Origin of the sequence: Nocardia sp. NPDC058497 (assembly GCF_042720195.1) — a bacterium.
Taxonomy (GTDB): domain Bacteria; phylum Actinomycetota; class Actinomycetes; order Mycobacteriales; family Mycobacteriaceae; genus Nocardia.
In genome coordinates this window covers 1-6801 of record NZ_JBHXMY010000326.1, presented here as the reverse complement: position 1 = coordinate 6801, position 6801 = coordinate 1, and the positions used below count along the sequence as shown (strand labels likewise).

At 69.1% G+C, this 6801-nt stretch carries 7 protein-coding genes; 3 read left to right on the top strand and 4 right to left on the bottom strand.

Translation table 11 applies throughout. The features are described from left to right. Positions 1–1260: DEAD/DEAH box helicase family protein (locus ACFWPJ_RS20715; protein WP_378853670.1), on the bottom strand; the 1260-nt coding region annotated here is incomplete at its 3' end. A gap of 395 nt (positions 1261–1655) precedes the next feature. Here ACFWPJ_RS20715 and ACFWPJ_RS20710 point away from each other — a divergent pair. Beyond that, entirely contained in the window at positions 1656–2276 is a 621-nt protein-coding gene (locus tag ACFWPJ_RS20710) for a DUF402 domain-containing protein (protein WP_378853668.1), read from the top strand. 47 nt (positions 2277–2323) lie between these two features. Further along, on the top strand, positions 2324–2848 hold the full coding sequence (locus tag ACFWPJ_RS20705) for a DUF402 domain-containing protein (protein ID WP_378853666.1): 525 nt from the start codon (positions 2324–2326) through the stop codon (positions 2846–2848). A 53-nt stretch (positions 2849–2901) separates the two neighbouring features. On the opposite strand, the gene ACFWPJ_RS20700 is transcribed toward ACFWPJ_RS20705, so the two are convergent. Together ACFWPJ_RS20700 and coaE are read right to left on the bottom strand one after the other, a co-directional pair. After that, entirely contained in the window at positions 2902–3333 is a 432-nt protein-coding gene (locus ACFWPJ_RS20700) for a hypothetical protein (protein WP_378853664.1), read from the bottom strand. Between the two features lie 119 nt (positions 3334–3452). Continuing rightward, positions 3453–4658, bottom strand: a complete 1206-nt coding sequence (gene coaE / locus ACFWPJ_RS20695) for a dephospho-CoA kinase (RefSeq protein WP_378853663.1) — start codon at positions 4656–4658, stop codon at positions 3453–3455. 161 nt (positions 4659–4819) lie between these two features. Here coaE and ACFWPJ_RS20690 point away from each other — a divergent pair, with 161 nt between their 5' ends. Continuing rightward, positions 4820–5032 carry a hypothetical protein gene (locus ACFWPJ_RS20690; RefSeq protein WP_378853661.1) on the top strand — a complete coding sequence of 71 codons (213 nt, stop codon included), beginning with the start codon at positions 4820–4822 and terminating at the stop codon, positions 5030–5032. A 51-nt stretch (positions 5033–5083) separates the two neighbouring features. On the opposite strand, the gene ACFWPJ_RS20685 is transcribed toward ACFWPJ_RS20690, so the two are convergent. After that, positions 5084–6625 carry a phospholipase C gene (locus ACFWPJ_RS20685; RefSeq protein ID WP_378853659.1) on the bottom strand — a complete coding sequence of 514 codons (1542 nt, stop codon included), beginning with the start codon at positions 6623–6625 and terminating at the stop codon, positions 5084–5086. Between the last annotated feature and the right edge of the window lie 176 nt (positions 6626–6801).

Below are 6801 nucleotides of genomic sequence, written 5' to 3'. Positions count from 1 at the left end.
GGCCTGGCCGATGCGGTCGGCGAACTCCTCCCAGGTCAGCGGGCGGTTGTCGACCGCCGACGGCAACCGGAAACCGAACTCGACCAGGTTGCGCTTGCGCGACATGTCACCTTCGAACATGCCGCCGATCTGCGGCACGGTGACGTGGGACTCGTCGATGACGAGCAGGAAGTCATCGGGGAAGTAGTCCAGCAGGGTGGCAGGCGCCGACCCGGCCGGACGGCCGTCGATGTGGCGCGAGTAGTTCTCGATGCCGGAGCAGAACCCGACCTGGCGGATCATCTCGAGGTCGTACTCGGTGCGCATGCGCAACCGCTGCGCCTCGAGCAGCTTGCCCTGCTTCTCCAGCTCGGCCAGCCGCTCGGCCAGTTCGGCCTCGATATCGGCGACCGCGCGCTCCATCCGCTCCGGGCCCGCCACATAGTGGGTGGCCGGGAAGATACGCAGCGAGTCGACCTGGCGCACCACGTCACCGGTCAGCGGGTGCAGGTAGTAGAGCGCCTCGATCTCGTCGCCGAAGAACTCGATGCGCACCGCGAGCTCCTCGTAGGAGGGGATGATCTCGACGGTGTCGCCACGCACCCGGAACGAGCCGCGGGTGAACGCCATGTCGTTGCGGGTGTACTGCACGTCGACCAGCAGGCGCAGCAGCGCGTCGCGGTCGATCTCGCCGCCGACCTCGAGCTGCACCGAACGATCCAGGTACGACTGCGGCGTACCGAGGCCGTAGATGCACGACACCGAGGCGACCACGACGACGTCGCGACGCGAGAGCAGGCTCGAGGTCGCCGAGTGCCGCAGCCGCTCGACGTCGTCGTTGATCGAGCTGTCCTTCTCGATGTAGGTATCGGTCTGGGCGATGTAGGCCTCGGGCTGGTAGTAGTCGTAGTACGAGACGAAGTACTCGACCGCGTTGTGCGGCAACATCTCCCGCAGCTCGTTGGCCAGCTGCGCGGCGAGGGTCTTGTTCGGCGCCATCACCAGCGTCGGCCGTTGCAGCTTCTCGATCAGCCAGGCGGTGGTCGCCGACTTACCGGTACCGGTGGCGCCGAGCAGGACGACGTCCTTCTCCCCCGCGGTGATCCGCCGCTCCAGCTCGGCGATGGCGGCAGGCTGGTCGCCCGATGGGTTGTGCTCGCTGACCACCTCGAACTGTCCGCCCGCACGCTCGATGGTGCCGACGGGCCGGTGTTCGGAATGAGCCAGCGGGTGCCCCCGCTCCTCATATCCTTCCGTCGGAATCTCGGTTGCGAATGCCATGCACTCCAGATTAGGCCCGACCACCGACAAGTCGCGTGAGCTGCCGGCACCCAGCCGTCGGCTCCGGTCCGCGGCACCACCAGGGCGACCGCCGACTGCTCATGGTGTGCTTCCGGTTCTCCTCATCATCGCCAGATCCGCTGCCGCGCGCGAACGGCGTGAAACAAGCCTCCGGCAGCATTGTGGCGTTCCCGATCCGGTGACCTTATCGCCTGGTCAGCCCGTCGTCGGCCCTCCCTTCCCTGGCTGCGGCTACTTCGGAGCATCACTGGACAATGCCCGAAACATCCCATGCACCAATGTCATTCACAGCGAAGTGGCACAGCAGACACCACACACTGCGCCGAACCGGGCGTACCCTGGGCTGATCATCGGCACGTGGTGAGGACAAGCCCATGAGCGCACTACTTCCCCTGCTCGTCGCGGCTCCGGCGGTCACCGGATTCGCCGGATACTTCGCACGCGAGATTCGCGGCCCGCAGCCGCCACCCGCCGTGCCGGCGACCGCGCCACCATCGAGCCGCCCCCGGGTCGAGTTCTTCGACGTGGCCGAGCTCACCACCACCGACGCCAGGGGCTACATCCGGCCCGTCGACCGGTACGAGGTGCAGCCCTGGGGTGTCTACCTGGCCCGCATCCTCGACCGGCCACACGGTCGCTACGAGGAGTCCTGGCTGCTGCCCGGTCCCGCCGTGCGCGCCACCATCGAGCACGATCGGCCCGGTCACCACCGCAGCCACGACTATGTCCTCGACATCATCGAATTCGTCCAGGTCGGCCCGAAGCGCTGGAAGGCCACCGACTACTTCCTCGATATCGCGGTCCGCCGCGGCCGGTCGGCGACCCTGCGTGGCGCCGGTGAGCTACTTGCCGCGCACGCCGCCGGTCACGTCGACACCGCCCAGGCCGACCGGGCCTTCGCCCGGGCCGCGGCGGTACTCGACGGGCTCGCCGCGCACAATCACGACGTCGAGCGGTGGTTGCGCTCGCGGGAGATCACACTGACCTGGATGTGAGCGTGCGACCGGGCGTGCGCACCCGGTCGACGGTAGATTTTCCGGTCATGACGCAGGCATCCACCGTGCACGTGCATCCACCCAAGGTCGAGTACTTCGACATCGCGGCGCGGACGAACACCGATCCGAAGGGGTTCGTCCGGCCGGTCGAGGTCTACCGGGAGGAACCGTGGGGCCTGTACATGGGCCGCCACTCCGATCATCCGAACTTCCACTACCTGCAGTCGTGGGTGCTGCCGGAGCTGTCGCTGCGCGCGACGAAATTCCACTACAACCCGGGTGTCGACCAGTGGCAGGACGTCTACGTCGACGTCGGCGCGTTCACCAGGGAATCGGCCACGCTGTGGAAATCGGTCGACCACTACCTGGATCTGCTGGTGCGCACGGGCCGCGAGGTCGAACTGGTCGATATCGACGAATTGCTGGCCGCCCACGCCGAGGGCCTGCTCGACGCGGCGCAATGCCAGGCCGCGATCGAGCACGCGACCGCGGCGATCGACGGGATGGCCGCGCACGGCCACTCGCTCGAGGGCTGGCTCGCCACCCGCGGCATGATCCTGACCTGGCGCTGAAACGACAAACCGCCCGGACCCTCGGTAGCAGGTCCGGGCGGTCGCCGATCCGATCAGCCGGCCGACAGGCTCGGGAACAGATCCGCCAGACCGCCGCCGCAGCCCGCGCTGCCGGTCGCGGCGGCCTCACCCACGGTGACGGTGATCGAGTCGCTGATCAGCAGCTGACGCGCCTCGAGCTTGTGCTGACCCGCCGTGGTCGGCTTCCAGGTGATGCTCACCGTGCCCGAGAGCAGCGACGGCGACACCGGGCTGCCCGGAATGTCGACACCGTTGTCGGTGAACTTCACCGAGGTCAGCCGATCGACCTCGACGCTGGCGGTCAGCTTGTAGCTGCAGCCGACCTTGTGGTCGCTGCCCGCCACGGTGAGATTGCCGACCCAGGCAGAGGCCTGCGGGGCGGCCAGCACGATGCTGGCGGCGACGGCGCCGAATGCGGTGATACCGAAGCCCGCACGGCCGAACCGACGATGATGTGTTGTCATACGCGCTACAACTTCCCTGTGAACCGAGTCACCGCCTGGTGACTCGGCACAATGTACACAGCGCGCGACGCCGCTCGGCCGCTTTTTGAAACATTGATGTTTAACAGATTGGTCTCGGGTCAGACGCGCGCGTGAGCCCACTCGGTGACCACCGGATAGACGGCGTCGAACCACGGTTCCTTCACCGCGTAGTAGGCCTCGCCCGCCGCCTCACCGGCCTTGTCCGCGGCCGCCTGCTCGGCCTCGCGCTTGACCGCCAGGTACGCGTCCCTGGCGTCCGCGTCGGCGCGCAGCCAGTCGCGCAGGTCGAGCGCGAACCGCTGGCCGGGCGAATCCTGCACGCGCAGATGGATGTTCGCCGGGCGCGCGGGATCGGCGTTGCCGTGCAGGCGCTTTCCCCAGCGAGCCAGGTCCGTGCCGTCGGAGTCACCGGGTGTCGGCTTCGGGTTGTCGTGGGTGACTCCGGGTGCGAGCGGGAACCCGGCCGCGGCGAGGGCGTCGGCCAGCGACTCGGCCGTGGTCATATCGGCCACCGTCACCTGGATGTCGATGACGTCCTTGGCGGGCAGGCCGTGCACCGCGGTGGACCCGACATGGTCGATCCGCACCGCCGACGCGCCGCACACCAGGTGCAGCCGGGCGATGATCCGCCGCGCCTGGGCTCCCCATTCCGGGTCGGCGGGCACCAGCTGGTAGCCGGCCCTGGCGCGCACCCCGTCGCGCTGATTGCGTTCGAACGGCACCAGCCGCTCTGCCCACAGTGCCCGCACTCGCGCCTCGACGACCTCGGGGGCGCCGTTGTTGTCCAGCCAGACATCGGCGACCGCGTGCCGCTGCTCGTCGGTGGCCTGCGCGGCGATCCTGGTCCGGGCGTCGGCCTCGGCGACCCCGCGATGTTCCACCAGCCTGCGCAGCCGGGTCTCGACCTCCGCGCCGACCACCAGGACCAGCTGCATCAGCGGCGCGAGCCCGTTCTCCACGAGCAGCGGAATGTCCTGCACGACAATCGCGTCCGCGGGCGCGGCGCCGATCAGCTCGGCGGTGCGGGCACCGACGCGCGGATGGGTGATGGCGTTGAGCGTGCCCCGTGACTCGTCGTCGGCGAAGGCCACCGCGGCCAGCGCGGGCCGGTCCAGGCTGCCGTCGGCGGCGAGGATGCCCGTGCCGAACGCCTCGACCAGCGCGGCCAGCCCCGGCGTGCCGGGCGCGACGACCTCGCGGGCGATCGCGTCGGAGTCGATCAGCACCGCCCCGCACTCGACCAGGGTCCGCGCCACTGTGGATTTACCCGCTCCCATGCCTCCGGTGAGGCCGATCCGCAACATGGCGCCCAGTCTCGCAGACGGTGGCACGGCACGGTCCGGTCCGTCGGATTCTTTCCGACACGCCCACGCGCCGACCGGCGCAAAATCCGGGGCCGGGCGCGCCGGGTGGATTAATGTTCGCCGAGGCGAGAAGGCCACGCTCCAGCTACCGAAGGATGATCATGGGCACCAGAGACCACCGGACGGCTCGCCACCGCCTGGGCATGCCCGGCGGTGTGCATTGCATCGAATACCCTGCCGTCGCAGCGACTCTCGCCGAATATCGACGCTCCTGGTTCACCGCCCTGGTCTCCCCCGCCAGACACAGTTTCGCCGCGATGCGCAAACGCCCCAGCATGGCCGCCGGCTACTGGGTGCCCGCCGCCGCGAGCTGACCCTTCTCGGACAGCGCGGACCCGGCGATCATCGCCGGGCCCGTTCGGCGTTCAGACCCCGACCAGCCCGCTCGGCGCGCGCCTCCTGCCCGGCTGCTGCGACGGCATCGCGTTCGGCGGCACCGGATAGGGCACGCCGTGACCGAGGGTGCCCGCCGCGATGTTCGGTCCGCACTGCGCCCCCGCCGCGTCCGCCTTGGGCCGCGGATCGGGCAGTACCGGCCGCGCCGCGTTCGGCGCCGCCGCGAAGTCAAAGGTCGAGGTCATGTCACCGGTGACGCCGCGCCGCCACGCGGTCAGGTTCGGCACGTCGACCCCGAACCGGGTTTCCAGCAACCGCAGCTGCGAGGTGTGGTCGAAGGTCTGCGAGGCGACCAGCCCGCCGCGGCTGTAGGGCGAGACCACCAGGCACGGCACCCGGTAGCCGAGCCCGATCGGCCCGGCGATGCCACCCGCCGCGGGAACCCGGTCCAGTGGAACGGTCAGGAACTCTCCCGCCGTGCCCGGCGGCGGCGTCGGCGGGATGACGTGATCGAAGAAGCCGCCGTTCTCGTCGTAGCTGATGATCAGCGCGGTCTTCTCCCACACCGCCGGATTCGAGGACAGGATGTCGAGCAGCTGCACGATCCCGACCGCGCCGAATGCCGCGGGCAGCGCCGGATGCTCGCAGTGCAGCACCGACGGCACCACCCACGACACCGCGGGCAACGTGTTGTTCGCGACGTCGGCCTGGAAGTCGTTGGGGTACACCGGCGCGATGCCGCGCCGGGCCAGTTCCGAATTCGGGTCGGCGGCCTGGGTGAAGCAGCCGATCATGCCGTCGAGGATCATCGACGACGCCGGTCCGGCATCGCGATTGCTGTAGACCTTCCAGCTCACGCCCGCCTCGGACAGGTTCTCCGGGTAGGTGCGCCAGCTGTAGACGTTCTTCGGGATGAGCAGCGGCGTCTCCACCAGCGGGCCGCCGGCCTGACCGTCGGGATCGATGGTGGCGCTGACCCAGTACAGCCGGTTGGGGTCGGTCGGGCCGAGCACCGAGCAGTGGTAGTTGTCGCAGAGGGTGAACGCCTGGGCCAGCTCGGTGTGGATCGGAATGTCTTCGGGCAGGTAGTAACCCATGGCGGCGGGGGCGTTGGCCGGACCGACCGAGGCCACCGACATCGGCATCCAGCCGTCGTTGCGTCCGTCGTTGAAGGCCTTGTGCATGCCCGGCCAGGTGTGGTCGGGGTCGTTGATGCACTCGCCGTCGAGCGTGGCGCCCCGGGTGGTGTCGAGCCGGAACGGTTCGACGAAACCATCCGCGGCAGGACCGATTCCGGGCGACCAGCCGTACTGGCGCCACGACGCGGACCTCTCACCGAATCCGCGCACCCCCGACAGGGTGCCGAAATAGTGGTCGAAGGAGCGGTTTTCCTGCATGAGCAACACGAAATGCTCGATGTCACCGAGCCCGCCCATGCCGGCTGGGTCGGCGGCGTATGCGCGGTCGATGATCGGATTCGCCCAGGTGGCAAGCGTTCCCACGGCGCCGGCGGCCATCGCCTTGGCGAGGAACTGTCGCCGGTTGCGACCGGCGAAGGGACCAGAACTCATGTCGATGGAGCACCTTTCCCAGGAGGGATGGAGCAATCGGCGCCGACACTACCGCACCGACCTGGGAAAAGGCCGAAAGCCCCCGGGCCAGTGGTCCACCGGCCTCCGGTCAACTCAGACCCCAAAAACCCGTTCCCGCTACCAGCAACCCCCCAACCCCCACCACGGCCCGCGGT